The organism is Ruegeria sp. AL2 (genome assembly GCF_056540845.1).
On sequence record NZ_JBQFXM010000002.1, the window covers coordinates 63,444 to 86,678 of the forward strand.

At 54.4% G+C, this 23,235-nt stretch carries 21 protein-coding genes and 2 pseudogenes; 12 read left to right on the forward strand and 11 right to left on the reverse strand.

Annotated features, from left to right (window positions below; genetic code table 11):
- Positions 1–15: 15 nt before the first annotated feature.
- Complete coding sequence (locus ACR0ID_RS04210; protein WP_142634768.1) at positions 16–1,185, reverse strand: mandelate racemase/muconate lactonizing enzyme family protein; 1,170 nt, start codon at positions 1,183–1,185, stop codon at positions 16–18.
- A gap of 79 nt (positions 1,186–1,264) precedes the next feature.
- The gene (locus ACR0ID_RS04215; RefSeq protein ID WP_170396175.1) at positions 1,265–2,278 is read right to left on the reverse strand and encodes a TRAP transporter substrate-binding protein; all 1,014 of its coding nucleotides are present in this window, start codon (positions 2,276–2,278) and stop codon (positions 1,265–1,267) included.
- A 197-nt stretch (positions 2,279–2,475) separates the two neighbouring features.
- Here ACR0ID_RS04215 and ACR0ID_RS04220 point away from each other — a divergent pair, with 197 nt between their 5' ends.
- Positions 2,476–3,126, forward strand: a complete 651-nt coding sequence (locus tag ACR0ID_RS04220) for a GntR family transcriptional regulator (RefSeq protein WP_170396177.1) — start codon at positions 2,476–2,478, stop codon at positions 3,124–3,126.
- On the opposite strand, the gene denD is transcribed toward ACR0ID_RS04220, so the two are convergent.
- Both denD and ACR0ID_RS04230 read right to left on the reverse strand, forming a co-directional pair.
- A complete protein-coding gene (denD, locus tag ACR0ID_RS04225) occupies positions 3,123–4,091 on the reverse strand; it encodes a D-erythronate dehydrogenase (protein WP_480603977.1) in 969 nt (322 codons plus the stop codon). The two genes, ACR0ID_RS04220 and denD, sit on opposite strands and share 4 nt — an antisense overlap.
- On the reverse strand, positions 4,088–4,972 hold the full coding sequence (locus ACR0ID_RS04230) for an NAD(P)-dependent oxidoreductase (protein ID WP_480603979.1): 885 nt from the start codon (positions 4,970–4,972) through the stop codon (positions 4,088–4,090). The genes denD and ACR0ID_RS04230 overlap by 4 nt, the downstream gene beginning before the upstream one ends.
- Positions 4,973–5,162: 190 nt before the next feature.
- Here ACR0ID_RS04230 and ACR0ID_RS04235 point away from each other — a divergent pair, with 190 nt between their 5' ends.
- From ACR0ID_RS04235 to ACR0ID_RS04255, 5 genes are read left to right on the forward strand one after another with little or no spacing between them, the layout of a single operon-like run.
- Positions 5,163–5,921 (forward strand): SDR family oxidoreductase, encoded by a 759-nt coding sequence (locus tag ACR0ID_RS04235; protein WP_480603981.1) that lies wholly within the window; start codon positions 5,163–5,165, stop codon positions 5,919–5,921.
- Entirely contained in the window at positions 5,918–7,714 is a 1,797-nt protein-coding gene (locus ACR0ID_RS04240) for an IlvD/Edd family dehydratase (RefSeq protein WP_366553914.1), read from the forward strand. Before ACR0ID_RS04235 ends, ACR0ID_RS04240 begins: the two co-directional genes overlap by 4 nt.
- 11 nt (positions 7,715–7,725) lie before the next feature.
- Positions 7,726–8,574: a fumarylacetoacetate hydrolase family protein gene (locus tag ACR0ID_RS04245; RefSeq protein ID WP_480603983.1), complete on the forward strand. Its 849-nt coding sequence runs from the start codon at positions 7,726–7,728 to the stop codon at positions 8,572–8,574.
- The gene (locus ACR0ID_RS04250) at positions 8,567–9,490 is read left to right on the forward strand and encodes a 2-hydroxyacid dehydrogenase (protein ID WP_480603985.1); all 924 of its coding nucleotides are present in this window, start codon (positions 8,567–8,569) and stop codon (positions 9,488–9,490) included. The genes ACR0ID_RS04245 and ACR0ID_RS04250 overlap by 8 nt, the downstream gene beginning before the upstream one ends.
- A 16-nt stretch (positions 9,491–9,506) precedes the next feature.
- Positions 9,507–10,097 carry a LysE family translocator gene (locus ACR0ID_RS04255; protein ID WP_480603987.1) on the forward strand — a complete coding sequence of 197 codons (591 nt, stop codon included), beginning with the start codon at positions 9,507–9,509 and terminating at the stop codon, positions 10,095–10,097.
- Between the two features lie 47 nt (positions 10,098–10,144).
- On the opposite strand, the gene ACR0ID_RS04260 is transcribed toward ACR0ID_RS04255, so the two are convergent.
- A complete protein-coding gene (locus ACR0ID_RS04260; RefSeq protein WP_480603989.1) occupies positions 10,145–10,912 on the reverse strand; it encodes an SDR family oxidoreductase in 768 nt (255 codons plus the stop codon).
- A 69-nt stretch (positions 10,913–10,981) separates the two neighbouring features.
- Here ACR0ID_RS04260 and ACR0ID_RS04265 point away from each other — a divergent pair, with 69 nt between their 5' ends.
- The 5 genes and pseudogenes from ACR0ID_RS04265 (at position 10,982) to ACR0ID_RS04285 (ending at position 16,020) form a co-directional block, all read left to right on the forward strand.
- Entirely contained in the window at positions 10,982–12,040 is a 1,059-nt protein-coding gene (locus ACR0ID_RS04265) for an L-idonate 5-dehydrogenase (RefSeq protein WP_480603991.1), read from the forward strand.
- A gap of 4 nt (positions 12,041–12,044) precedes the next feature.
- A complete protein-coding gene (locus tag ACR0ID_RS04270) occupies positions 12,045–12,734 on the forward strand; it encodes a phytanoyl-CoA dioxygenase family protein (protein ID WP_480603992.1) in 690 nt (229 codons plus the stop codon).
- Positions 12,731–13,437 (forward strand): annotated as a pseudogene (locus ACR0ID_RS04275) (IS6 family transposase). The gene ACR0ID_RS04270 and the pseudogene ACR0ID_RS04275 overlap by 4 nt, the downstream one beginning before the upstream one ends.
- 436 nt (positions 13,438–13,873) lie before the next feature.
- The gene (locus ACR0ID_RS04280; RefSeq protein ID WP_480603994.1) at positions 13,874–15,733 is read left to right on the forward strand and encodes a Na/Pi cotransporter family protein; all 1,860 of its coding nucleotides are present in this window, start codon (positions 13,874–13,876) and stop codon (positions 15,731–15,733) included.
- A gap of 38 nt (positions 15,734–15,771) precedes the next feature.
- Positions 15,772–16,020 carry a hypothetical protein gene (locus ACR0ID_RS04285; protein WP_480603996.1) on the forward strand — a complete coding sequence of 83 codons (249 nt, stop codon included), beginning with the start codon at positions 15,772–15,774 and terminating at the stop codon, positions 16,018–16,020.
- Between the two features lie 96 nt (positions 16,021–16,116).
- Here ACR0ID_RS04285 and ACR0ID_RS04290 read toward each other — a convergent pair.
- Positions 16,117–16,821, reverse strand: a pseudogene (locus ACR0ID_RS04290) (IS6 family transposase).
- 244 nt (positions 16,822–17,065) lie between these two features.
- Between ACR0ID_RS04290 and ACR0ID_RS04295 the strand changes: the two are divergent.
- Positions 17,066–17,773, forward strand: a complete 708-nt coding sequence (locus tag ACR0ID_RS04295) for an IS6 family transposase (RefSeq protein WP_480603998.1) — start codon at positions 17,066–17,068, stop codon at positions 17,771–17,773.
- 59 nt (positions 17,774–17,832) lie between these two features.
- On the opposite strand, the gene ACR0ID_RS04300 is transcribed toward ACR0ID_RS04295, so the two are convergent.
- From ACR0ID_RS04300 to ACR0ID_RS04320, 5 genes are all read right to left on the reverse strand, one after another.
- The gene (locus ACR0ID_RS04300) at positions 17,833–19,257 is read right to left on the reverse strand and encodes a gamma-aminobutyraldehyde dehydrogenase (protein WP_480604000.1); all 1,425 of its coding nucleotides are present in this window, start codon (positions 19,255–19,257) and stop codon (positions 17,833–17,835) included.
- A gap of 18 nt (positions 19,258–19,275) precedes the next feature.
- Positions 19,276–20,082 (reverse strand): ABC transporter permease, encoded by an 807-nt coding sequence (locus ACR0ID_RS04305; RefSeq protein ID WP_480604002.1) that lies wholly within the window; start codon positions 20,080–20,082, stop codon positions 19,276–19,278.
- On the reverse strand, positions 20,072–21,001 hold the full coding sequence (locus ACR0ID_RS04310; RefSeq protein ID WP_480604004.1) for an ABC transporter permease: 930 nt from the start codon (positions 20,999–21,001) through the stop codon (positions 20,072–20,074). The genes ACR0ID_RS04305 and ACR0ID_RS04310 overlap by 11 nt, the downstream gene beginning before the upstream one ends.
- Positions 20,994–21,983 (reverse strand): ABC transporter ATP-binding protein, encoded by a 990-nt coding sequence (locus ACR0ID_RS04315; RefSeq protein WP_480604006.1) that lies wholly within the window; start codon positions 21,981–21,983, stop codon positions 20,994–20,996. The genes ACR0ID_RS04310 and ACR0ID_RS04315 overlap by 8 nt, the downstream gene beginning before the upstream one ends.
- A gap of 65 nt (positions 21,984–22,048) precedes the next feature.
- The gene (locus ACR0ID_RS04320) at positions 22,049–23,212 is read right to left on the reverse strand and encodes an ABC transporter substrate-binding protein (RefSeq protein WP_480604008.1); all 1,164 of its coding nucleotides are present in this window, start codon (positions 23,210–23,212) and stop codon (positions 22,049–22,051) included.
- Positions 23,213–23,235: the final 23 nt, after the last annotated feature.

Sequence of the window (23,235 nt, forward strand, 5' to 3'; positions counted from 1 at the left end):
GCGTAACCCTCGTCCCTATCCTTCGATCCTGTAGTGATCGATAAAGTCTCGATCCGGCTCGACCCCCAGTCCGGGGCCAGTCGGGATCATGACACGGCCGTTGTTGGCCTTGACCTGATTTTGAATTTCCAGCGGTACGGTCAGCAGATCATCCCGAAACTTGTTGTCCGTCGTGTCGAACTCCAGCATCGGCTCCCAAGGATGCAAGCCGCCTGGAATTGGGGGCATGGCCGCCAGTAAATGCAGATTAGTTGCGACAGCGATGGCGCTACCCCAGACGTGATTTACGACCGGAGTGAAATGTGCGTGGCATAGTGCTAGAATCCTGAGATACTCTGAAACACCGCCCAAAGCGCATACTTCTGGCTGCGCTATATCGATGCCGCGATTTTCAAGAAGATTGCGCCAAGCCCAGCGATTGAAAACTGCCTCCCCGCCCGAGATGTTGACTTTCAGCGAAGTGCGCAATTCGCGGTACCCGTCAATGTCTTCTGGCGCGACAGGTTCTTCGAACCAATATACGTCCAGTTCTTCCAACGCCCGACCGACAAAAAATGCGTCCGAAGTCGTATAAGCATGGTTTGCATCGACCATATAAGGAAAGTCGTCACCAACTCCGCGTCGAACTGCTTCGCACAGCTTCACATCAGGCTTCGGGCCAAAGCCCGTTTTCATTTTGGTGGCGGTAAATCCCATTTCTTTGATCTTTGCGGCTTCCTCCTCAAAACGGCTGGCCAGACTAGAAATCGGTTCATCCCGAAGCATCATGCCGTAGCCGTAGCAAGGAACGCTTGTGCGATGCGCGCCGCCGACAAGCTTATGGAGGGGGAGGCCAGAGATTTTGCCGGTGATATCCCAAAGTGCGATGTCCACCCCGGACAAAGCCTGTATTGGCATTCCGCTTTGGCCATGGTCTCGCAGAAGGTTGTACACCTTGTGCCAGATCACGTCTTTGTCCAAAGGGTCCATGCCAAGGACCAATGGTTGGATTACCTTTTCTACGATAGACTTGTTGGCAATGGCTACGTTTCCGGGACCAAAGCACTCGCCCCAACCGGTTACCCCTTCATCTGTCTGAATCTCGACCAGATGGGTTGTACGCTTGTCATAATACTGTTGCGAGTAGCCCAGAACTTCCGGCATGTCGTACTGCAGTATGTGACTTATTATTCTGTTGATTTTCATGAAGTTCTGGATCCCGGCGCCAATCCGGAGGGGCCGCTAGTGCGGCCCCTCCGTGCGTCGTAATTCGGTCGAAGCCTGACTACTGCATTGCTCCCAGGTCACGCAGGAAGTTGATGTGGCTTTCCAAAAGCGCCTGTGCCTCAGGGGTCGTCGCGAATTCAGTCCAACCGACCTGAACGGCCGCGCGATACGCTGCCAGGTCTTCAGGCGACCATTCGTACAACTGAACACCTTTTGCTTTCAGGTCTTTTGCAGTCTGAGCGTTCTGCACTTCATTGATTGTGGCATTGTGCAATGCCAAGCTATCCATTGCGACTTCCATGATCTTCTTGTGATGCGCGGGCATCGCTTCCCAGACGTCTTTGCGACAAGCTAGGTGATCTGCAGGCATCGAGTGGAAACCGGGATAGTTTGTGTGACCTGCGATCTCGTACAGACCGAGGCCCACGTTGTTCGTCAGGTTCGCAGCATCCGCACCATCAATGATACCGGTTTCCAAAGCCGTGAAGATTTCGTTGAAGTCCATCACGATCGGAGAAGCACCAAGTTCCGCGAACACCTTGGTTGCAAGGCCTGGAGGCGAGCGAAACTTCCAATCTTTGAAGTCTTCCACTTTCGCAATCGGCTTGGTCGAAGACAACGACTCTGGCCCGGGAATCCACCATCCGATGAATTCCATGTCGTAGCCGTTGTATAAATCATTTACAGCTTCTCTTCCGCCGCCATGAAGAAGCCAAGCCATTTGCTGATATGGGTTCTGATATCCGCCGAGCAGGTCGCCCGCAAACTGGAAGGCCGGGTTTTTACCGGTCTGATAGCCGCCGCCCGTCATGTCGCAATCCAGAATTCCGGTAGCTGCGGCATCGAAGGTTTCAACTGATTTGACCACCGAAGAGGAATAGAACATTTCAACTTCGATTTCGCCGTTCGACATTTCCTGAATGTCTTCAACGAATTTTGCAGCCATCTGGCCTGACAGAGTTTCGGGCGAAAAATGGGTTTGAATTCTAAGCTTCGTTGTTTCAGCCATCGCGAAACCGGCTGCCATTGTCGTGGCTACGGCCGCCAGGGCCGCTGTCTTGACTATTTTCATATTGTCCTCCCAGACGTTGAGCGTGCGCGGTGTGGAAGATCTTGCCGCCTCCTTTGCTGTCGCGCAGGTAAACGTTAAGCCGACGAATCGAATGCAACAAGAAAAAATTGAAATTTCTAAAAATTTCGAGATTCTTGCGATAATTCGAAAATAAGGTTAGGACGCTACTTGGACAAAACTTGAAGGTGCATACTGGAATGAACGACGAAATAGATATTTATCAAGATCTTAAGATGCGCCTGATCTCTAATGGATTCGAGCATGGAGCCAAGGTGCGGGCTGAAGAACTTCGTAAAGTGTATGGCTGTTCCGCGAGCGCCGTTCGTGAAGTCCTTTTTCGTTTGGCCGCTGTTGGTTTGGTGGACTTTCAGGAACAAAAAGGTTTCCGCGTGCCAATGCGTTCGCCGCAGAAGCTTATCGAATTGACCCACGTTCGTGTTCTGTTGGAGGCCGAAGGCACCGCAATGTCGATCCGTAATGGCGGGGTGGATTGGGAAGCAAGATTGACGGCCGCACATCACAAACTCAGCCATATCGAAAAACGCATTCACGCCACAGACGACCCGAGCGGCCTTATCGAGATATGGTTTGCCTCGGAAAAGGAATTTCACCAAACACTTATTTCTGCCTGTGGCTCGGAAACTTTAAAACAAATGCATAGCCGAGTTTACGCGCAATTCAGACAGCAGTTGATGGTGGCAGACCGGAACTTTGAATTCATTTCTCAGAACATAAGACACCATGCCGATATACTTGAAGCAGCATTGTCAGGGGATGAGCAGTTAACACGAGAGAAAATTCACGACCATCTGGAACGCCATCTAACTGGAAAGACGATGGGCGACTAAAGCCGAAAATCGTCTTCCAAATACACGCGAATGATTTCGTCGAAGTTTGACTCCGCCTCGAACCCCAACTCCAGAGCGCGATCTGTTTGAAAGTCTCGCGGCCAATTCTTGACTATTCGTTCGATTGTCTCGTCGGGTTCTTGCCTGATTAGTCCAACAGCTTCTTGGCCGGCCACTTTGCGCAGAGCTTCGATTTGTTCGGCGACGGTGCAACTTACGCCAGGCATGTTCAACGCGCGTCTGTCATTCAAAAGCTGCGTGTCCATTGTTGCTGCGTGGGTCAAAAAAGTCGCAGCGGCGCGGGGGCTGGCGTGCCAGTGACGAACGGTTTCGGCAACTGGCAAGACAGCCTCATCCCCATTCAATGGCTCTCGGATTATACCTGAAAAGAAGGACGAAGCGGCAGCGTTGGCTTTGCCCGGGCGCACACACAAAGTAGGCAAGCGCAAGGAAATACCGTCGATATATCCTTTCCTGCTGAAATCCGTGATCATCAATTCAGCCGCCGCTTTCTGCGCTCCGTAACTTGTCAAAGGTGCCGAGAGGAATTCATCGCTTATCTTCTCGGGGAATGGTGACCCGAAAACTGCTATGGACGAGGCAAAAACCAGGCGAGGTGTGTACTCGCTTTCTGAAGCCTCGTGTTCATCCTTAAGTGCGTTCAGCAGTGCCCACGTTGCCATAAGGTTTACATCCCAACCCAACGCAAAGTCTGTTTCAGCTTGGCCTGAAACGATAGCTGCAAGATGAAAAATGACGTCTGGCCGCTGCGTAGTAAAAGACTTAGCTATGCCTGACGCAGTCAAGTTCCCCACAATTTGATTACCTGCCGCACTGTCGGGCGGGAACGAGAGATCGAACAGTGAGACTTGGGCATCGGCTCCAAAGGTTTCTTGGGTCGACACGCGATGGGCCAGTTTCTGGCCCAGCATTCCTCCGCCGCCTATAATCAGGATCCGCGTCACAGCATTCCGTTCCGTTTTTTGAGTTCTAGATACAAAGCCGAATGATCCAGTTCGGCCCCATCCATTTCGTCTATCAGATATTCGAAACGGTCGCGCACAGATCGGGTGCTAGGTAGCTGAACGCCAAGGCTTCGCGCTTCCTCCAGCGTGTTGTCCAAATCCTTTAGTTGAAACTTAGACAAACCCCCAGGTGTAAAATTTCCATCAGACATGCGTTCGCCATGTTGTTGCAAGATAATACTATCCGCAAAGCCCCCCTTCAGTGCGGCCCTCAACGCGGTGGGGTCTGCACCGCCTTGCTGAGCCAGTAGAGTCGCTTCGGCGACAGCCGATATTGTTACAGCGACAATTGTTTGATTGGCCAATTTGCACAATTGACCAGAACCACTTGGGCCAACATGTACAGGCCGGCCCATTGCTGTCAGAACCGGTCGCACGCGCTCCATAACGTCCTGATCGCCACCGACCATGATCGCAAGGGTGCCAGCTTCAGCACCTTTGGTGCCACCGGAAACCGGGGCGTCCAGATGCAGCACCCCCATCGAGGAAAGCTGCGCGGATTGCTCTCTTGCGTGTTCGGGTTTGGCGCTCGACATATCAATCCAGATCATCCCCGGTTTGAGTTGCTCGCGGAAAGCCTCGTCAGCAAGTAGCGCGCCGGTCGCGTATCCATCCGAGAGCATGGTTATTATTACGTCTGCACCCGAAACCGCCAGCGGGGCAGTTTCCACCAATGTCGCGCCTTCTGCTGTCAACGGTTTGGCCTTTTTCAAGCTGCGGTTCCATACAGTGAGCGGAAACTCGGCGCACAAAATATTCCGCGCCATAGGAGCTCCCATCAGCCCGGTTCCCAACAGAGCCACTTTGAACTGCTTGCTCATCATCTACTGTCCTTCCGAAGCTGTGCCACGCATGGTTATGGCCAAACCAAAATCTCTGTCATACGCTAACGGCTCTGTGCCCACATGCCAGAAGTCGTTGCAAATCCGCCAAGGTTTCTTTGCTTCTCGGTTGATCTGTGGGACGAAGTAACACTTGTCCAGTCGCCACTTTTGAGGTCGGAATATTTATATGTCAGAAAGACTTAAGGGAAAAAGCGTCCTGGTCACAGCCGCCGCACAGGGGATCGGACTTGCAAGCGCAATTGCAATGGCAAGAGAGGGTGCAAAAGTCTATGCGACGGATATTAACCCTGAAAAACTAAATTTGATTCGCGGTCAGAATCTCGAAAATCTCGAAATATTCGAGATGGATGTGACGAATAATGACAGCATTCATCATGGGGTCGCGCGAGCGAAGCCGGACGTTTTGTTCAACTGCGCAGGGTTCGTGCATCACGGAACTATTCTGGATGCAACCGATGAAGAGTGGGATTTCGCAATGGACCTTAATGTGCGCTCGATGGTGCGCACGACAAAGGCTGTATTGCCGGGAATGATAGAGCGCAGAGGAGGCTCGATAATCAATATGTCTTCCGCGCTGGGTTCCATAATCGGTGCGCCAAATCGTTTTGTATATGGAACGACAAAAGCCGCTGTTGTCGGGCTGACGAAATCGGTAGCCGTGGACTTCATAACAAAAGGAATCCGGTGCAATTGCATTTGTCCGGGAACAGTCGATAGTCCCAGTTGGCGTGACCGCGTAGATGCGTTGGGCGAGCAACTGGGCAGCAGAGAAGAGGCCCTTGCACAATTTGTGGCGCGTCAGCCTATGGGGCGTGTAGCGAAAGCAGAAGAGATTGCTGCCTTGGTCGTCTATCTGGCGAGCGATGAAAGTGCATTCACCACAGGACACACGCACATAATTGACGGGGGTTGGTCAGGCCAATGACAAAAGTATCAAAAAACGATTTGCGATCTCGCAAGTGGTTCATGAATTCTGAGAACCTTGAGATGACTGCATTGTATCTGGAAAGATACCTGAATTACGGTTTGACCCGTGAGGAACTGCAATCAGGCAAACCGATCATTGGCATTGCTCAAACCGGCAGTGATTTGAGCCCCTGTAATCGGCATCATATCGAATTGTCCAAACGTGTTCGCGATGGAATCATCGCCGCCGGCGGAACGTGCATCGAAATACCGGTCCACCCGATACAAGAGACAGGTAAACGGCCAACGGCCTCACTCGACCGCAACCTGGCTTATCTGTCCTTGGTTGAGAGTCTATTCGGGTATCCGATTGATGGCGTTGTTCTGAACATTGGTTGCGACAAGACCACGCCCGCGCTTCTTATGGCCGCTGCGACCGTCAACATCCCAGCGATTGCCCTGTCGGTCGGCCCCATGCTCAACGGTTGGTGGAAAGGTGAACGCGCTGGATCGGGCACGGTTATATGGAAAGCGCGCGAAGACCTTGCGGCTGACGAAATCGACACCGATGAGTTCATGGAAATCGCAGCCGCCGCAGCACCTTCGGTGGGTTATTGCAATACGATGGGAACAGCAACGACCATGAATTCGCTTGCTGAGGCCTTGGGTATGCAATTGCCCGGATCAGCAGCCATTCCAGCCCCGTATAGAGAGCGCGGCCAAATCAGTTATGAAACGGGTAAACGCATTGTGGACATGGTCTGGGAGGATCTACGCCCCAGCGATGTGATGACACGTCAGGCTTTTGAGAATGCGATTGTTATCAACTCTGCGATTGGCGGATCGACGAACGCGCCGATCCACCTGAATGCAATCGCCCGGCATCTTGGTGTTCCGTTGACCAACGATGACTGGCAGAAACTTGGCCACGACGTTCCTCTGTTAGTTAACATGCAGCCAGCGGGTAAGTATCTGGGCGAAGACTACCAACAGGCCGGAGGTGTACCCGCCGTTGTCGGAGAGCTTCTTGATGCTGGATTGCTGCCGCATTCCGATGCGATAACGGTGAACGGTAAGACGATGGGCGATAACTGCTCGACGCGCCGGTCTCAGAATAGCGACGTAATCAAGCCTGTCAGTAGCCCGGTTAAGCAACAGGCGGGGTTCATCAATCTCTCGGGCAACCTGTTCGAGAGTGCGATTATGAAGACGTCTGTGATCTCACAGGCATTTCGAGAGACCTACCTGTCGAACCCGGATGATCCGGATGCATTTGAGGGCAGGGCGGTTGTGTTTGATGGGCCTGAGGACTTTCACCATCGGATCGATGATCCTGCAGAAAACATCGACGCAAACTGTATTCTGATTATGCGCGGAGCGGGACCAAAAGGATACCCTGGTGCTGCAGAGGTCGTGAACATGCGGCCGCCCGCATATTTGTTGAAACAGGGCATCGAAGCCCTTCCTTGCATCGGTGATGGACGGCAATCCGGTACATCAGGAAGCCCGTCTATCCTGAATGCCTCACCCGAAGCTGCAGAGGGTGGTGGGTTGGCCTTGGTGCGAAATGGCGACCGACTGCGCATCGATCTTGGCAAAGGCACAGCAGATATGCTGGTTTCGCTCGAAGAACTGCATCAACGCGCCCGCGATCTGGAGGCAAAGGGTGGTTATTCAACCCCGCCCAACCAATCCCCGTGGCAGGAAATATTCCGCGAAAAAATAGATCGCTTGGATCGCGGTATGACGCTCAAGGGTGCAGAAAACTACCGCGATATCGCGCGAGGCTTCATGCCACGCGATAACCACTAAAAGGAACGGAAATGAAACTTGTGCGTTACGGAGCCAAGGGCTCGGAAAAGCCGGCCCTGGTCGACTCTGAGGGTCAATTGCGGGATCTGTCCGCTCATATCAATGATATCACGGGGGATATATTGGATGACGGAACGCTTGATAACCTGCGGTCATTGAATCCGAACAACCTGCCAGTTGTAGAGGGTGACCCTCGTATCGCGCCGTGTGTCGGTGACATCGGAAAATTTCTTTGCATCGGTCTGAACTACTCGGACCATGCTGCAGAAACCGGCGCAGATATTCCCGAGCATCCGATACTCTTTTTCAAGGCGAACTCAGCCGTCATTGGTGCCTATGACGATGTTGTTATGCCGCGGGGGTCTACACATACCGACTGGGAATGCGAACTGGGGGTCGTCATTGGTAAGACGGCCAAATACGTCTCCAAGGCCGACGCACTCGAATATGTTGCGGGCTATTGCATCGTAAACGACGTGTCGGAAAGGCATTTTCAAACGCAACTGACAGGTCAATGGACCAAAGGAAAATCCTGCGACACATTTGGCCCTACCGGCCCGTGGCTAGTGACCCGGGATGAGGTGCCGGATCCTCAGAGTCTTGGTATGTCTCTGGATGTAAACGGTCAGCGCATGCAAACCGGGAATACTGCCACGATGATCTTTTCCGTTGCCGAGATCATTGAGCATCTAAGCCAACTTTTTACACTGCACCCCGGTGACGTCATTTCAACCGGAACACCGCCCGGTGTTGGAATGGGGATCAAACCGGAACCAGTTTATCTGAAAAAGGGCGACGTCATGGAGCTTCGTATCGATGGGCTTGGTGTTCAACGGCAAAAGGTTGGCCAGGATGGCTGACTTGTTGCAAATTGGTGGGATCACCGAACGGATGAGAGAACGCCTGTCTTCAGTGTTCAATATTCATCAATTGGACGATTTCAACGCGGAAAGTATTACGCATATCGTAACGAACGGGCATGATGGCGTTCCGCATGACCTAATGATTTCACTCAGTAATCTGAAGATGATCAGCGTCTATGGAGTCGGTTACGACGCCGTCGACGCAAGTGCTGCGGCTGAGCGCGGGATTGTTGTGACTCACACGCCCAATGTGTTGAACAAAGAAGTCGCAACCACCGCCGTTCTGCTGTTGCTGTCATGTTATCGAGAGCTCATACGTGACGATAATTACGTTCGGTCCGGACGGTGGGAAGTTGAAGGTAATGCCCCTTTGACGCGATCAGCGGACAATCAAAAAATAGGCATTCTTGGTCTTGGTCGTATTGGTCAGGCGATTGTTGATAAATTGGAGCCGTGGGCACCCGAAATCTCATATCACACCCGCAATCAAAAGGATGTCCCGTACCGATATTTCGACAATTTGGTTGAAATGGCAGAGCATGTGGACGTCCTCATATGCATCACGCCCGGCGGCCCGTCGACCAATAGGCTGGTCAACGCTGAGGTGTTGCGCGCGTTGGGGGCAGGCGGCACTCTGATAAACGTTAGTCGAGGTTCGGTTGTCGACGAAACTGCCTTAATTAGTGCATTGCAAAACGGTGAGCTCGGGTGGGCAGGGCTTGATGTCTTCGAGGACGAACCGCGCGTTCCAAAAGCATTGCGCGAGTTGTCCAATGTCGTTCTGCTCCCTCACGCTGGTAGCGCGACTTTTGAGACGCGTGCAGCAATGGGTGACCTGACTGTCGACAATCTGCTGCAACACCATAAGGACGGATCGGTGATCATAGCTGTGCCGGAATGCAGAGATCTGTAATAGGCCAATCTGAAAAGTGTTTGAGTTTGCTGTCGCGGTTTTCTTTCTGCTGATTACGCCGGGCCCGGGTGTTCTAACAACCGCGGGTATTGGATCAGCATTTGGTTTTCGAGCTGGACTCGCCTTTGTGGCTGGTCTGATGCTGGGCGGGTTCATCAACATGATGTTAGTTGTCTCTGGAGTCGCTGCGGTTGCTTTGGCTGTACCGGTGCTTAGAACTTTGTTGCTATTCGCATCTGTCGGGTATTTGGTATTTCTCGCCTGGCGTATTGCCAGCGCCGGCTCAAAGGTCGGATTTTCCCCTGCGGTTTCGCCGCTTGGTTTTGCGAACGGTCTGACACTTCAGTTCATTAATCCCAAGGCTTACGTGGTCGGCACAGCATTGTTTTCAGGGTTTGCCTTTTTGCCCGATGCGCCCGTTTGGGAGGTCGTCATAAAAATCGTAGTATTCAATATGATTTGGGTGCCAGTGCACATGATCTGGCTAGGTGCTGGCGCAAAGCTGGGTAGCCTTGATTTAAGCGAGAGATCGCATCAAAGGATCAATATTGCGGTGGCCGCTTCATTAATGGTGGTTGTGGTGATTGCCTTGGCGTCGGCGCTATGAACGATATCTAAGTCGGTCTTACTTAGCAGACGATTGAAAGCCACAAATCAAAGTGACGCCGTTATTCCGCCATCGACATAGAGAGTATGACCATTGACGAAACTGGATGCAGGTGACGCAAGGAAAATAGCGGCGCCTACAAGTTCTTCTACATTTCCCCAGCGACCGGCCGGGGTACGTTTCTCAAGCCATGAGCTAAACTCTGGGTCGGCAACCAAGGCGGCGTTCAAAGGTGTATCGAAATATCCAGGCGCAATGGCATTGCAGTTCAGACCATACTTAGCCCAATCAGTTGCCATTCCTTTTGTAAGATTGGTCACGGCGCCTTTTGTCGCCGTGTAAGGCGCAATACCCGGTCTTGCTAATGCGGATTGAACCGACGCAATGTTAATGATCTTACCAGACTTTCTTTCAATCATGTGCCGTGCCACAGCCTGACCGACGTGAAAGACGGACGCTACATTTGTCTGTAGCAGGCGCTCGAAGGCATCAGCGGGGAAATCCTGTAACTCCGTCCTGTGTTGCATTCCGGCGTTGTTTATCAGGATGTCTATCGGGCCGACCTTTGCTTCAAAGTCGTCGACGGCAGATCGGACACCTTCATGATCGGTTGCATCGAACGAAAGTTCGCGTACCGAGGCGCCTGTTTCGCTCAGCTCGGATGCTGCTGCCGCTAGTTTAGTGGCATCGCGACCGTTCAAAACGACCTGCGCACCGGCGGCAGCCAAACCACGAGCCAATGCAAATCCGATGCCTTGGCTAGAGCCTGTTACGAGCGCGCGTGTTCCCTCTAGGCTAAACATTTCAAGCGTCATGCAAAAATCCCTTGGTTGTCAGCACCGACTATCCGTATCTTTTGGCAATCTGTATAGGGAGTCCGTGCAATGTCTTCGGCCAGTGTTGCTGTTGTTATCCATGCCGCAAAAGATCTGAGGTTGGAAAACCGGGATGTTCACGACGTGGGGCCAGACGAAGTCTTGATTGCCATGCGCGCGGGAGGGATATGCGGCTCTGACCTGCATTATTATAACCACGGTGGTTTCGGCGCGATCAAGTTGCGTCAACCGATGGTGCTTGGACACGAAATCGCCGGGGAAATAGTGAGAGTTGGGTCAAGTGTGCAGGGGTTGTATTTAGGTCAACTGGTTGCAGTTTCTCCATCCCGACCTTGCCAATCCTGCATTTATTGTCTGAACGGGCAGCAAAACCACTGTCTTGATATGAAGTTCTATGGCAGCGCGATGCCGTTCCCGCATATCCAAGGCGCTTTTCAAAGCAAACTCGTGGCGAAAGCCAGTCAATGCGTTCCAGCAGATGGGTTAAGTCCTGCGCAGGCCGCTATGGCCGAACCTTTGGCGGTCTGTTTGCACGCGATTAAACAAGCCGGGAGCCTCTTAGGTAAAACGGTTCTTATCACGGGATGCGGTCCAATCGGCTGCCTCACGATCTTGGCGGCGCGTCGTTCTGGGGCGGCCAGAATAGTGGCGACGGATATCTCGGACCAGCCCCTCGCTGTGGCGCGTGAATGTGGGGCAGACGATGTCATCAACACCTACGCCGATCCGCAAAAACTGGAGCAGTTTGAAAACGACAAGGGCCAGGTTGATGTGCAACTGGAGTGTTCCGGGGCTCAATCGGCTCTGGCTTCTGGCGTCGCATGCTTGCGCCCGGGTGGAACATTGGTTCAGCTTGGTCTGGGCGGAGATATGACTGTGCCGATGCAGGCGTTGACTGCAAAAGAGTTAGTGCTTCGCGGGTCTTTCCGTTTCCATTCCGAGTTTTCAGTCGCGGTCGAGATGATGCGAAGCGGACTAATTAACGTCGACCAGTTGGTAACGCATTCCTTCGAAGTTGGCGAAGCTGTCACTGCCTTTGAGGTCGCGTCTGATCGAAGCCAATCAATGAAGGTGCAGTTAACGTTTCCAAAAAATGACGATGGATAGACGAATGAGTGATATTGCAAAGACTTATGAAAGAGACGGTTTCGTAGCTCCGCTGGATATCCTGACAGCTTCTGAGGTCCAAGCGCTGCGCAATGATTTTGAGAAAGCTGAGCGCATTCTCAGAGACGACCCAGATAAACTCAAGCTTCTATATTCTTATCCGGACAGGCTGATACCATCATTCGATGCACTTCTTCGCCATCCGAAGCTGATTGAGGCTGCTTCAACGGTGTTAGGGCCGGATCTCATGGTTTGGAGCGGTGCACTTTTTGTGAAAGAAGCGCGATCATCGAAGATAGTCTCGTGGCACCAAGACTTGACCTATTGGGTTGCGATTTCAGAAGCGTCTGAGCAAAGCGGGTGTATGAAGTTTGTTCCCGGCAGCCACAAAAGCCGTATCGTGCCTCACGTGGACACCTTCAGCGAAAACAATCTTTTGTCACGCGGGCAGGAAATCGCAGTCGATGTGAACGAAAAAGATGCAGTTGCTGCCGAATCGCGTGCAGGGCAGGCATCCATGCATCACGGGCATCTATTTCACGCATCAGGGCCCAATAACACAGACGATAGACGCATTGGTGCGGCGTTGCGTTTCATAAAGCCTTCAATGAAACAGCAGAATGGCGTGAAAACGGTTTTGTCAGAAAAACTTGGCTTGAGGCGGGCAGGGCGGTTGCGTAGCTTTTTCCCATGACCAGACCTGCCTCTTTCAAGTACTTCAAAACCAGCCCAGAGATCATCCGCCTTGCGGTGATGCTGTATATCCGTTTCCCGCTCTCGCTTCGAAACGTCGAAGATCTGTTGCACGAGCGAGGCATCGACGTGAGCCACGAAACTGTCCGATATTGGTGGAACAGGTTTGGTCCAATGTTTGCAGCTGAGATCCGACGGAAGCGTGTTCGGCAACTGCGCGCTTTCTCCAAATGGAAGTGGCACGTTGACGAGGTTTTCGTGAAGGTGAATAGCAAGCGGCATTATCTTTGGCGGGCTGTTGATCACGAAGGTGAGGTGTTGGAAGCCGTTGTCACCAAACGCCGAAACAAAGCTGCAGCACTGAAATTCCTAAAGAAATTGATGAAGCGACACGGTTGCGCCGAAGAGATCGTCACAGATCGCTTCGCTTCCTACAAGCCAGCGCTCAGAGAAATGGGCGCGCTCGATAAACAAAAGACGGGCAGGTGGCTCAACAACCGCGTCGAGAATTCGCACCTGCCGTTTCGACGACGCGAACGCGCGATGCAGCGTTTCAGGCGCATGCGAAGTCTACAGAAATTCGCCTCCGTCCATTCTCTGTCTACAACCACTTCAACCAGGTAAGATCGCTAGCCAGTCGAGATACCTTCAAGCTGACCCGCGCCGCCGCTCTTAGCGAGTGGCGTCAACTTTGTTCCGGTTAGGATCGCGGTTTCCGCGGCAAACTGAGACTGGTTCGAATTCGTCTGACAGCACCCGAATTAGTCTGCCAGCACCCTACCAGCATGATGCCGACGATGAAGAGCAGAGCCGCACCAAACCGGAACAGTTCTTCGCGGTTTAGGCGAACGGCTTTTTCTACTCTTTCAGTTCTCTACATGTTTGGTCCATCGGTCTCATTTGGCAAGTCAGTTCAAACATTTGGGCAAGTAGAGTTCCTACGCCATGATTTGAATCAATGAGACATGTACGTTGCGGTAGTAGAAACATCGAGGTCAGAAGGCGCCCGGGTTTGGGATTTAGTATCTGCTGAGAATCTTGGCGCTGCACGAACTTGGTCGAGGTTAGCGTGCGGTCTTCCTGTAGGTCGAAATTCGCGCCATTCGGTGTTTTTGCGATCCAAAATTTTGGACTGATTGAATGATCAAGTACTACCTACCCGTCGCAATTGGCGCGCTACTAATTGCCTTCTGGGTAAGTCCTGACGCGCAGGTGGTTGCAGCTGGGATCGCTATCTTTTTGTTTGGCATGCTTATGCTTGAAGACGGCTTCAAGCTACTTGGAGGCGGAACACTAGAGCGAATGCTTCAGCGAGCGACAAAATCCGTTTCGCGATCTCTCTTATTCGGTTTCGTCTCTACTGCGTTGTTGCAGTCCAGCTCACTGGTTTCGGTCATCACGATTTCATTTTTAAGTGCTGACCTTATTTCTCTGGTCGGTGGGGTGGGGATAATCTTTGGGGCCAATATCGGAACGACGACGGGTGCGTGGTTGGTCGCCGGGCTAGGATTAAAGGTGAATATCGCAACCTATGCCATGCCAATTATCGGCCTTAGCATAATTCTTGTGTTTCAGAAGCCGAAGGTGCTCCGTGGGATTGGTTACGCCCTTGGAGGACTGGGTTTTCTGTTTTTAGGCATTCATTACATGAAAGAGGGTTTCGACGCGTTCAAGGACCAGGTCGACCTAATGCGATTTGCTTTGTCGGGATTTTGGGGGCTGGTAGTCTATTGTTTGTTGGGGACTACCGCAACCGTGATTATGCAGTCGAGCCACGCGACGATGGTGCTTACTCTCACCGCGCTTGCCGCTTCACAAATAAGCTATGAAAACGCGCTGGCTCTGGCTATCGGGGCTAATATTGGAACCACGATTACGGCGATTATTGGCTCGATCAGCGCCAATTTTCAGGGCAAGCGACTCGCATTGGCGCACCTGATCTTCAATACAACGACTGCGGCGGTAGCTTTGGTTTTCATAGTCCCGCTGAGTGAGACGGTTGACCTGATCAGTGGTACCGTGGGCATCGGTGCGGAAGATTATGCTCTGAAGTTGGCGGTGTTCCATACCATCTTTAACGTGCTCGGCGTCTTGCTCATGTTACCATTGATGCGTTGGCTGATCTCCTTTCTTGAACGCAGTATCGTCGAACCAACCCCCGATGTCAGTCAACCGCGGTACCTGAACAATGCAGCCGATGATTTCCCACAAACTCTTGAGATCGCACTTCGAAAGGAAGTCATGCATCTCTACGAAAACGCGATGACGTTGATCTTGCATGGCCTGAATCTGCATAAGAAGGATGTACTTGGCGCGAACAGCGTTGCAGAGGTGGTTCGCAGCAGTCGAACACCTACCGACATGGATATCGAGGAAAGCTACCGGCGCAAGATCAAGACGCTCTATTCTGCCATTGTCGAATTCTCGACGCGCGTCGGGGAAAAACGTGTCGAACCAGACGTTGCGGAACGTGTTTATGCACTGAGGGATATCGCCGGTGACATCGTTCAAGCGGTTAAGTCGGTCAAACACCTGCGAAAGAATATCTTGCGTCACACTGTACGGTTTTCCGGGAGTGCAACCGAACTGTATGATGACCTCCGTACTGAAATTGCCAGAATACTCGTCGAAATTAAAGAACTTGAAGACGCAGAACCGGATGAGCGTAGTGCGCTCTGGCTTGATCAGGAACGTGCACAAGTAGAAGAAGATGCCCGGACCGCTGCGCGCCGTGTAGAACAGCTCATTCGAAAAAACCAACTCACTCCCGATGCCGCAACTTCATTTCTCAACGACTCGGACTATGCCTATAGCGCGATGCGTAAGCTGATCGAAGCAGCGAGAACCTTTTACATCGAACGAGACAGCGCTATGGCCGAAGTCGAACGTTTGTTGGCTTTGGAAGAAGAAGAACTCGGTGAGTATAAGACTGAAACCGATGCGCTCTCTAAGGAAGACGAATTCGAAAAACGTCACAGTAAAGTCGTAGAAAGCAAATAGCATGCTGAAATTGCGCGACGATCTGCGGGGGGTATCAGATGGCATTGAAAAAACTTGCCGAAAAATTGGCCGAGTACAACTCACGTCTTGAGGCAGGCAAAGCGGAGAAAATTAAATCCAGCCATGTTCAAAAGGTACTCAAGAAGCTGCGTAAGAAGGCAGCAGATCTTGAGGCCGAAATTCATATGGAGAAGAATTCTGATAGGAAAGCCAGGCTGGTTCGAAAACTCGGAACAGCGCACGAGAGCGTCAAACGGGCGGAGTGGCTATTGAGGGAGATCGACTAATACGCTGGTCCTGCCTTTAGAAATTGGTTTGAGTCGTGCTGAGGGTGCTGGCAGACTAATTCGAACTGGTCTCTACAAGGACAGTGACACTGTCCATTAACTCGCGCCAAGACCACGCCACTCAGCCAGAGCGGCGGCGCGGTTGAGCTTGAAATTTGGTCTCGTTGAAAGGCTGCGTTCCTGATTAAAGTGATTGTAGACTGAAGCGTGGACGGCGGCGAACTTCTGCAAACTTCGCATACGCCTGAAACGCAGCATCGCCCGCTCTCGTCGTCGGAACGGCAGATGTGAATTCTCGGCCCTGTTGTTCAATCAGCGACCGGTTTCCTGTCTGCCTGCAGCGCCAATCTCCTTCAAAGCCGCGCCATACGATGCCAGCCCGTCCGTCACGACCACGTCAGGACTGCCGTGCTTACGCATTGCTTTCTTTAAGAATTTCAATGCGGCTTTCTTGTCGCGTGTCTTTGTAACGAAGCTTTCCAGGACTTCGCCCTCATGATCGACAGCCTGCCATAGATAATGCCGCTCGCCGTTGATTTTCACGAAAACCTCATCCAGATGCCAGCGCCACTTGCTGGAATTCATGCCTGCAATCCGCCGTTTTCTGATCTCGGACGCGAACATCGGACCGAACCGATGCCACCAAAATCTCACAGCTTCATGGCTCACATCGATGCTGCGCTCATGCAGCAGATCTTCCACATTGCGGAGCGATAATGGAAACCGCACGTAAAGCATCACTGCAAGGCGGATTATCTCACGGCTCGTTTTAAAGTAGCGAAATGGATCAGGTTTGGTCATGCCTGAACGCTACAAATCCACCCTGCCCGGCTCAAGCCGGTTTCCTCTGACAATGCCATGCGCGAACAGCTGATTGCATCAGGCGAAAGCACGAAACCGGCCGATGAGCCACGAGAAAAGCACATAGGTAAAAATCTAGCTATAAATTCAGCAGCAGTTCTGACCTCTCCAATCTGGGTCCCACTCGGGTCTTGTCAGAAGAACTTGGGTTGAGCGGGGTAGGGGTGTTGCGTAGCTTTTGTCCATGACCAGACCTGCCTCTTTCAAGTACTTCAAAACCAGCCCCGAGATCATCCGCCTTGCAGTGATGCTGTACATTCGTTTCCCGCTCTCGCTTCGGAATGTCGAAGATTTGTTGCACGAGCGAGGCATCGACGTGAGTCACGAAACTGTCTGGTATTGGTGGAACAGGTTTAGCCCGATTTTTGCTGCTGAGATCAGACGGAAGCGTGTTCAGCAATTGCGCGTGTTCTCCAAATGGAAGTGGCACGTGGACGAGGTTTTCGTGAGGGTGAATGGCAAGAGGCACTACCTCTGGCGGGCCGTTGATCACGAAGGCGAAGTGCTGGAAGCCGTTGTCACCAAACGCCGGAACAAAGCTGCAGCACTGAAATTCCTCAGGAAATTGATGAAGCGACACGGAAAAACGGAAAACGTGTTCACGGATCGCTTCGCCTCATACAGAGCCGTGCTCAGAGAGCTAGGCGCTACCGAAAAACAAAAGACGGGCAGGTGTCTCAACAACCGCGTCGAGAATTCGCACCTGCCGTTCCGACGACGCGAACACGCGATGCAGCGTTTCAGGCGTATGCGAAGTTTACAGAAATTCGCCTCCGTCCATTCCTCCGTCTACAATCACTTCAACCAGGAACGATCGCTCACCAGCCGGGACACCTTCAAGCTGACACGCACCGCCGCTCTTGCCGAGTGGCGTCAACTTTGTTCCGGATAGGTTCGCAGTTTCCGCGGCAAACTGAGACTGGTTTGAATTCGTCTGACAGCACCACGCAATCAATGCGCCACCATGATGTGCCTGACCGCGGTGTAATCCTCGAGCGCATACATCGACATATCCTTGCCATAGCCCGATTGCTTGAGCCCGCCATGCGGCATTTCCGTTGTCAGCATGAAATGTGTGTTCACCCAAGTGCAGCCGTATTGAAGCTTCGCGGCGACATCCATCGCTCGGCCGATATTTCCGGTCCAGACCGACGAGGCCAGGCCGTATTGGCTGTCATTGGCCCAATCGACGACCGGGTCGCCCTCGGTGAACCGGGTGACCGAGACCACGGGGCCGAACACTTCGCGCTGGACGATTTCGTCTTCCTGGCGGGCGCCCGCGACGACTGTGGGTTTGTAGTAGAAGCCCGGCCCGTCCACCGTTGCGCCTCCTGTGGCGATCTCGACATGCGAGAGGTCAGCGGCGCGCTGGACAAAGCTGGCGACCCGATCGCGTTGGCGCGGCGAAATCAGCGGCGGAATCTCGTTCAGGCTGTCATCGGCTTTGTTATAGACGATGCTGGCCGCTGCGGCAGACAGCTCGGCCACAAGATTTTCATAGATCCCGGCGCCCGCATAGATCCGGCAAGCTGCGGTGCAGTCCTGCCCCGCGTTGTAATAGCCAAAGGCTTTGAGCCCTTCGACCACTGCCGATAGATCGGCATCGTCATAGACGATGACCGGAGCCTTGCCGCCCAACTCCAGATGGGTGCGCTTGACGGTACGCGAGGCGGCCTGAAGTACCTTCTTGCCGGTCGCCACATCCCCAGTGATCGAGACCATATCGACCCCGTCATGGTTGATCAGCGTGTTCCCGACCGAGCCGCCCTTGCCGGCGATCACGTTTACCACACCTTCGGGCAGGATATCGGCTAGGATCTTGGCGAAAGCCAGTGCGGTCAGGGGCGTCTGCTCGGACGGTTTCATGACAACGGTGTTACCACCTGCGAGGGCCGGTGCCAGTTTCCAAGCCATCATCATGATCGGATAGTTCCACGGCGCGATCGAGGCGACGACCCCGACGGCGTCGCGGCGGATCATGCTGGTATGGCGCGGCAGGTAATTCCCGGCAATTGGCCCATGCATGTTGCGAACTGCGCCCGCGAAGAAGCGGAAACAATCCGCGACCGCCGGAATCTCGTCATTGCGCACGCCGTCGATCGGCTTGCCGCAGTTCAATGCCTCAAGCTGGGCGAGCATCTCTAGATTGGCCTCGACCGCATCCGCGATCTGCAGCAGATAGCCCGCGCGCTCGCCGGGGGTGGTCAATGCCCAGCCGGTGAAGGCCGCACGCGCCGCCGCGACGGCGCGGTCAATCTGCGCCGGGTCGGCCTCGGGGATCTGGACAATCACCTCGCCCGTGCGGGGGTTCAGGACCATTTCTTCCTGATCCGTGCCTGCTTCGAAGGAATTGCCAATCAGCATGTTGGTTTCCATCAGGGAGTCCTTTCTACTTTATTTGCCTTGCCCGGCCACGCTTTCCGTGCCGCGGGTCAGATAATATGCGCCGAGGATCGGCAGAAAGGTCAGCAGCACCACAACCATGGCAACGACATTCGTCACGGGGCGCTGACGGGGCCGCACCAGCTCTTCCAACATCCAGATTGGAAGCGTCTGCTGTTGACCGGCGGTAAAGGTGGTCACGATCACCTCGTCAAAGCTGAGGGCGAAGGCCAGCATGCCGCCCGCCAAAAGCGCCGTGGCGATATTGGGCAGGATGACATAGCGGAAGGTCTGAAAGGCAGTCGCGCCTAGATCCATTGAGGCCTCGACCAGACTACCCGAGGTCCGCCGGAACCGCGCCACCGCGTTGTTATAGACGACCACGATGCAGAAGGTCGCGTGGCCCAGGACGATGGTCCAGAAGCTGAACGGGATGTCCCCCAGATTAAAGGCCGCCCGCAGCGAGATGCCGGTGATGATGCCCGGCAGCGCGATCGGAAGGATCACAAGCAACGAGATCGTCTCGCGACCAAAGAACTTGGCACGTGCCACGGCCGCCGCGCAGAGCGTGCCCAACAGAAGCGCGATCACGGTCGAGATGCTGGCAACCCGCACCGACAGGGACAATGCCTCCCAGACGTCCGGGCGTTCCCAGGTGACTGCGAACCACTTCAGCGTAAGGCCGGGGGGCGGCCATTGATAGGATTTGTCCTCGGTGGTGAAAGCATAGACGAATATCAGCAGGATTGGCAGGTGCATAAAGGCCAGCCCCGCCGCTGCCGCGAGTTTCAGCCAGAAGGACGCGCGATTAGATTGCATCGAAAGCCCCCTTTCGTTGCGCGATAAAGAGATAGACGCCCATGATCAGGATCGGAACGATGGCGAAGGCGGCGGCAAGCGGAATATTCCCGGCTGTGCCCTGGAACTGATAGACTGCCTGACCGATCATCCGCGCCGAGGTGCCAACGATCTGCGGGATGATGTAGTCACCCAGCGTCAGCGAGAAGGTAAAGATCGAGCCCGCAATGACGCCCGGCAGCGCCAGTGGCAGCAGCACGTGGCGAAAGGTCTGTCCTGGCCGCGCGCCAAGATCACCGCTGGCCTCTAGCATCGAGGCGGGCACGCGCTCGAGCGCAGCCTGAATTGGCAGGATCATGAAAGGGATCCACACATAGAGGAACACAAGGAAGGTGCCGGTCCAGCTGACCGAAAGCGAGTTACCGCCCAGCACCGGGATCGCAAGATAGGCCTCGAGCAGCCAGGTCAGGTGCAGTTTTTCAAAGACCCAGCTAAGGATGCCCTCCTTCGCAAGGATCAATTTCCAGCTATAGACCTTGACCAGATAGCTGGACCAAAGCGGCAGCATCACGCCAAGATAAAACAGCGCCTTCCAGCGCCCGCGTGCAAAACGCGCGGCGTAATAGGCCACCGGAAAGCCGATCACCGCGGCCGCGATGGTCACGCTAGTCGCCATCACTACCGTGCGCAGGATGATATCCAGATTGGACGGGCGGAACAGCTCGCCATAAGTGCGCAGGGTGAATTCGTATTTGATCAGGCCCGAGAACTCGTCAATCGAGAAGAAGCTCTGCGCAAGCAGCGCAAAGAGCGACCCCAGATAGATCACGCCAAGCCACAAGGCCGGCGGGCCGATCAACAGCAGAAGCAGAACCCGCGGCCTGCGCCAGAGCAGGTCCGACAGGTGTCCGAACGCGCCGTTTGGGCGTGTGTCAGCCATTGGCTCCCTCCATCAGGTAGAGGGCATCAGCCTCCCAGGAAAGGTGAACAGTCTGTCCCGGCGCTGGAATCTCTGCGCCCTTGGGCAGAAGGACGGCGACCTGTTCGCCATCCCAGTCCAGCGAAACACGGGTCGCCGAGCCCAGAAAGGCGCAGGACTGCACCGTGGCCGCCGGGCCTTCACTGGTCAGGCGGATCGCCTCGGGGCGCAGGCTGGCATGGGCCGATTTGCCGGTCAGTTTGCGGACCAGCTCTGGGTGGAGCACGTTGGAAGAGCCCACGAAATCCGCCACGAACGGCGTGTCGGGGCGGTCATAGATATCCTCGGGCGAGCCGATTTGCTGGATCTTGCCCTGATCGAAAACGGCAACCCGATCGGCCATCGACAAGGCTTCGCTCTGATCATGGGTGACAAAGACAAAGGTGATGCCCAGCTGCCGTTGAAGGCTTTTCAGCTCTTCCTGCATGGCCTCGCGCAGCTTGAGGTCCAGCGCGCCCAGCGGCTCGTCCAGCAGCAGAACCTTGGGGTTGTTGACCAGCGCACGGGCCAGCGCGACACGCTGACGCTGTCCGCCGGACAGGTCCGAGGGCTTGCGGCCGCCATAACCCGGCAGTGCGACAAGCTCCAGCGCCTCTTCGGCGGCGCGGCGGCGCTCGGCTTTGCCCAGCCCCTTGATCATCAACCCGTAGGCGACGTTATCGGTCACGCTGAGATGGGGAAACAGCGCATAGTCCTGAAAGACGGTGTTCACAGGGCGGCGATAGGGCGGCACGCGCGAGGATTCCGCTCCAAAAATCTCGATCTCGCCAGAGGTCGGCTGTTCGAACCCGGCGATCAGCCGCAGGCAGGTCGTCTTGCCCGAGCCCGACGGGCCAAGCATGGCAAAGAACTCACCGGGCGCAACCTCAAGGTCTACGCGGTCAACAGCTTTCACATTTCCGAAATGGCGGGAAACGCCGCGGAATCGGACGGCAGTAGTCATGGTGTCTCTCAAGGTTAGCAGTCTGCCGCCCCGCAGGACCGGGACGGCAGAGGTTTCAGGTCAGATCAACGGCCGCCAATGACGCCGATATAATCCGAGACCCAACGATAGTAGGGCACACATTCGCCTTGGCTTTCACATTTACTGACCGGGGTCTGCCAAAACGCGATACGCTCGAAATCGTCAAAGCCGTTCTTGGTGCAACCCTCGGCATTCTGCATGCCGCGGCCATCGGTACAGGCGGCGGGCACAGCAGGGTTGGCACCGAACCAGACCGACAGGTCGCTCATCAGGTTCGAGCTCAGCGTGTGTTCCATCCACATATAGGCACAATTCGGATGCTCGGCATCGGCGTGCATCATGGTGGTGTCGGCCCAGCCCGTGGCCCCCTCGACCGGAATGACCGAGGCAATTGAAGCGCCATCGCCTTGCAGCAGGTTCACCTGGAACGGCCACGAGCCCGAGGCCGCCATGCCCTCGTTCTTGAAGTCGTCGATCTGGATGAACGCGTCGTGCCAGTAGCGGCCGACCAGCTTGCGCTGACCACGCAGCAGATCCAGAGCCACAGCATATTGTTCTTCGTTCAGTTCATAGGGCGAGGCAATGCCCAACTCGGGCTGATGGTGCATCAGGTAGAGCGCGGCGTCGGCGATGTGGATCGGGCCGTCATAGGCCTGCACGCGGCCCGAGTTGCTCTGCCCGTCCGGAAGGGTCTGCTCTTCAAAGACCACACTCCATGAGGTCGGCGCGCTGCCGCCAAAGGCGTCGGTGTTATACATCAGCACGTTCGGGCCCCACATGTAGGGCGTGCCGTAATGCTTGCCGTCGACGGTATGCCAGGGGGCGCTTTCCAGACGCGGGTCCAGAGTGCCCCAGGACGGGATCAGCGCCGGGTTGATTTCCTGCACCCGGCGACCGGCGATCATGCGCAGCGACGCGTCGCCCGACGCAGTGACAAGGTCAAACCCGCCTTCGTTCATCAGCGCGACCATCTCGTCCGAGGTGTTCGCGGTTTTGACATTGACGATACAGCCCGTGGCGGCCTCAAAGCCGGTCACCCAATCGAAGGCCTCCATCGTTTCGCCACGTTCAATATAACCGGGCCAGGCGACGATGCTGACTTGGCCTTCGCCCGCGCCGAGCGAGGTCATCATCTCGGCATAGACCGGCTGAGCTGCGATGCCGACCGCAAAGGTCAGCATCGTGCAGGGTTTCAGATAGCGTTTCATATCACTCCTCCCAAAGTTCGATA

What these genes read in the sequence shown, in the direction of transcription:
- ACR0ID_RS04310 (WP_480604004.1), bottom strand. Translation starts at nt 21,001, where the DNA reads ATGGCTGACACACGCCCAAACGGCGCGTTCGGACACCTGTCGGACCTG.
- ACR0ID_RS04315 (WP_480604006.1), bottom strand. Translation starts at nt 21,983, where the DNA reads ATGACTACTGCCGTCCGATTCCGCGGCGTTTCCCGCCATTTCGGAAAT.
- ACR0ID_RS04270 (WP_480603992.1), top strand. Translation starts at nt 12,045, where the DNA reads ATGAGTGATATTGCAAAGACTTATGAAAGAGACGGTTTCGTAGCTCCG.
- ACR0ID_RS04250 (WP_480603985.1), top strand. Translation starts at nt 8,567, where the DNA reads ATGGCTGACTTGTTGCAAATTGGTGGGATCACCGAACGGATGAGAGAA.
- ACR0ID_RS04215 (WP_170396175.1), bottom strand. Translation starts at nt 2,278, where the DNA reads ATGAAAATAGTCAAGACAGCGGCCCTGGCGGCCGTAGCCACGACAATG.
- ACR0ID_RS04295 (WP_480603998.1), top strand. Translation starts at nt 17,066, where the DNA reads ATGACCAGACCTGCCTCTTTCAAGTACTTCAAAACCAGCCCCGAGATC.
- ACR0ID_RS04320 (WP_480604008.1), bottom strand. Translation starts at nt 23,212, where the DNA reads ATGAAACGCTATCTGAAACCCTGCACGATGCTGACCTTTGCGGTCGGC.
- ACR0ID_RS04280 (WP_480603994.1), top strand. Translation starts at nt 13,874, where the DNA reads ATGATCAAGTACTACCTACCCGTCGCAATTGGCGCGCTACTAATTGCC.
- ACR0ID_RS04245 (WP_480603983.1), top strand. Translation starts at nt 7,726, where the DNA reads ATGAAACTTGTGCGTTACGGAGCCAAGGGCTCGGAAAAGCCGGCCCTG.
- ACR0ID_RS04230 (WP_480603979.1), bottom strand. Translation starts at nt 4,972, where the DNA reads ATGAGCAAGCAGTTCAAAGTGGCTCTGTTGGGAACCGGGCTGATGGGA.
- ACR0ID_RS04305 (WP_480604002.1), bottom strand. Translation starts at nt 20,082, where the DNA reads ATGCAATCTAATCGCGCGTCCTTCTGGCTGAAACTCGCGGCAGCGGCG.
- ACR0ID_RS04240 (WP_366553914.1), top strand. Translation starts at nt 5,918, where the DNA reads ATGACAAAAGTATCAAAAAACGATTTGCGATCTCGCAAGTGGTTCATG.
- ACR0ID_RS04300 (WP_480604000.1), bottom strand. Translation starts at nt 19,257, where the DNA reads ATGGAAACCAACATGCTGATTGGCAATTCCTTCGAAGCAGGCACGGAT.
- ACR0ID_RS04235 (WP_480603981.1), top strand. Translation starts at nt 5,163, where the DNA reads ATGTCAGAAAGACTTAAGGGAAAAAGCGTCCTGGTCACAGCCGCCGCA.
- ACR0ID_RS04285 (WP_480603996.1), top strand. Translation starts at nt 15,772, where the DNA reads ATGGCATTGAAAAAACTTGCCGAAAAATTGGCCGAGTACAACTCACGT.
- ACR0ID_RS04260 (WP_480603989.1), bottom strand. Translation starts at nt 10,912, where the DNA reads ATGACGCTTGAAATGTTTAGCCTAGAGGGAACACGCGCGCTCGTAACA.
- ACR0ID_RS04265 (WP_480603991.1), top strand. Translation starts at nt 10,982, where the DNA reads ATGTCTTCGGCCAGTGTTGCTGTTGTTATCCATGCCGCAAAAGATCTG.
- ACR0ID_RS04220 (WP_170396177.1), top strand. Translation starts at nt 2,476, where the DNA reads ATGAACGACGAAATAGATATTTATCAAGATCTTAAGATGCGCCTGATC.
- ACR0ID_RS04210 (WP_142634768.1), bottom strand. Translation starts at nt 1,185, where the DNA reads ATGAAAATCAACAGAATAATAAGTCACATACTGCAGTACGACATGCCG.